3 protein-coding genes and 1 pseudogene are annotated in these 1,896 nt (G+C 60.2%); 1 reads left to right on the top strand and 3 read right to left on the bottom strand.

What is annotated here, in order from left to right:
- Nucleotides 1–227: 227 nt before the first annotated feature.
- The gene (locus ACRXB1_RS35365; RefSeq protein ID WP_375507463.1) at nt 228–647 is read right to left on the bottom strand and encodes an ACT domain-containing protein; all 420 of its coding nucleotides are present in this window, start codon (nt 645–647) and stop codon (nt 228–230) included.
- 89 nt (nt 648–736) lie between these two features.
- On the opposite strand from ACRXB1_RS35365, the gene cynS reads away from it, so the two are divergent.
- Nucleotides 737–1,186, top strand: a complete 450-nt coding sequence (cynS, locus tag ACRXB1_RS35360) for a cyanase (protein ID WP_062172457.1) — start codon at nt 737–739, stop codon at nt 1,184–1,186.
- Here the strand turns inward: cynS and ACRXB1_RS35355 are convergent.
- Together ACRXB1_RS35355 and ACRXB1_RS35350 are read right to left on the bottom strand one after the other, a co-directional pair.
- Nucleotides 1,180–1,767, bottom strand: a pseudogene (locus tag ACRXB1_RS35355) (hypothetical protein); the annotation flags it as partial. The gene cynS and the pseudogene ACRXB1_RS35355 sit on opposite strands and share 7 nt — an antisense overlap.
- Nucleotides 1,682–1,896: hypothetical protein (locus ACRXB1_RS35350; protein WP_449494693.1), on the bottom strand; the 215-nt coding region annotated here is incomplete at its 5' end. The gene ACRXB1_RS35350 and the pseudogene ACRXB1_RS35355, both read right to left, overlap by 86 nt.

The raw sequence follows: 1,896 nt of genomic DNA, 5'->3' as shown, positions 1-1,896 counted from the left end.
TAGATGGAATGGCGGCTTCGGCGAATGCGGCGACCCAGGCCCAGGCGCCCACTTCATGCTGACTTTTTGCGAGCACGAACAGCGCGGCTGCCGCCAGCAGAAGGCCGGCGGCGAACCACTTCATTTTCTTCAGTGCGAGAGATTTGTCCTGCGTTGCCATTGCGGTTTTGCGATCTTGTTTAGTGGGACGAGGGCGCCAGCATACCAGCGGGAACGATTCGGGTTTCTCACAAGCCATCACGTTGAAGTTGCAGCAACGTGGCCATCGCTGTGCCGGCAGACTCGATCGGTACGAACACATGATCGTGATACGCCGCCGCGACCACGTTGCAACTGACGTTTGCCTTTCCAAGCGCGGTTGCGAAGGCGGCAGTCAGGCCGACCGCCTGCAGGTCCGAATGCACGGTCAGCGTGATCCAGGCAGCGCGAAACATCGGTTCGATACCGGCTTTCAGCGCCTCGGACTCTTCCAGGATGAGCGTCAGGCCCTCGCGTTCGCGAAAGGTCGCGATGGGCGCGAGGGCGGACATATCGGTATCGAACGGGACGTTCGCGTAGACATACACGCCCGGCTGCAACTCGGGTGACATCGATGCAAGCAAGGTGTTGAGATCGTTGACGGGTATCGACACGGTCGGTTTAGACATCAGTGGGAATCCTTTTCTATTTTTGTCCGCCAGCCAGCCGCGCAATTGGCCGATACACTCGCTTCAGGCAAACCCGAGGAGTGACACCCATGATTTCCGATCGCAGCGAAGTGACTCGCATGATTCTCGCCGCCAAGGTGAGCAAAGGGCTGAAATGGGCCGACGTGGCGGAGAAAGTCGGCTTGAGCAAGGAATGGGTAACGGCCGGCTGCCTGGGGCAGATGACATTCTCCAAAACGCAGGCCGAAGTCGTCGGCGAAGTCTTCGGTCTCTCCGATGAAGCCGTCGCCTGGTTGCAGATTGTGCCCTATAAAGGCTCGCTGCCGAGCGCCGTGCCGACCGACCCGCTGATCTACCGATGGTACGAAATCGTGAGCGTCTACGGGACCACGATCAAGGAACTGATCCACGAGGAATTCGGCGACGGGATCATGAGCGCCATCGACTTTTCGATGGACATCCAGCGCGAACCCGATCCCAAGGGGGACCGGGTCAACGTGGTTTTATCGGGCAAATTCCTGCCCTACAAGAGTTACTGAACTTCCTCGGCCGCAACCGCCGTACCGCGTTCCAGCACCGGCCGCAACGCCGCGCCGGTGTGGCTGCGCGGATTCTTCGAGAGCGTCTCCGGATCGGTCGACGCCACGATCGATCCGCCTTCCGTACCGCCTTCCGGCCCGAGATCGATGACCCAGTCGGCTTCCGCGATCACGTCCAGATCGTGCTCGATCACGACCACGGAATGGCCGCCGTCCACCAGCCTGTGGAGCACGCGGATCAGCTTTGCCACGTCGGCCATATGCAGGCCGACCGTGGGTTCGTCGAGCACGTACAGCGTATGCGGCGCTTTCTGCCCGCGCCGGCCGATATCGTCACGCACCTTCGACAACTCCGTCACGAGCTTGATCCGCTGCGCCTCGCCGCCCGACAAGGTTGGCGATGGCTGGCCCAACGTCAGATACCCCAGCCCGACATCTTTCATTAGTTGCAGCGGATGCGCGATGCTCTGCATGGCGGAGAAGAACTCGACGGCTTCATCGATTTCCATCGTCAGGACTTCGCCGATGTTTTTCCCGCGCCACGTCACCGCGAGCGTTTCCGGATTGAAGCGCTGGCCATGGATGGCCCAACGTCAGATACCCCAGCCCGACATCTTTCATTAGTTGCAGCGGATGCGCGATGCTCTGCATGGCGGAGAAGAACTCGACGGCTTCATCGATTTCCATCGTCAGGACTTCGCCGATGTTTT

Source organism: Caballeronia sp. M23-90, assembly GCF_053574605.1.
The sequence above is the reverse complement of the archived record's forward strand: the minus strand, read 5'-3'. Positions and strand labels throughout refer to the sequence as shown.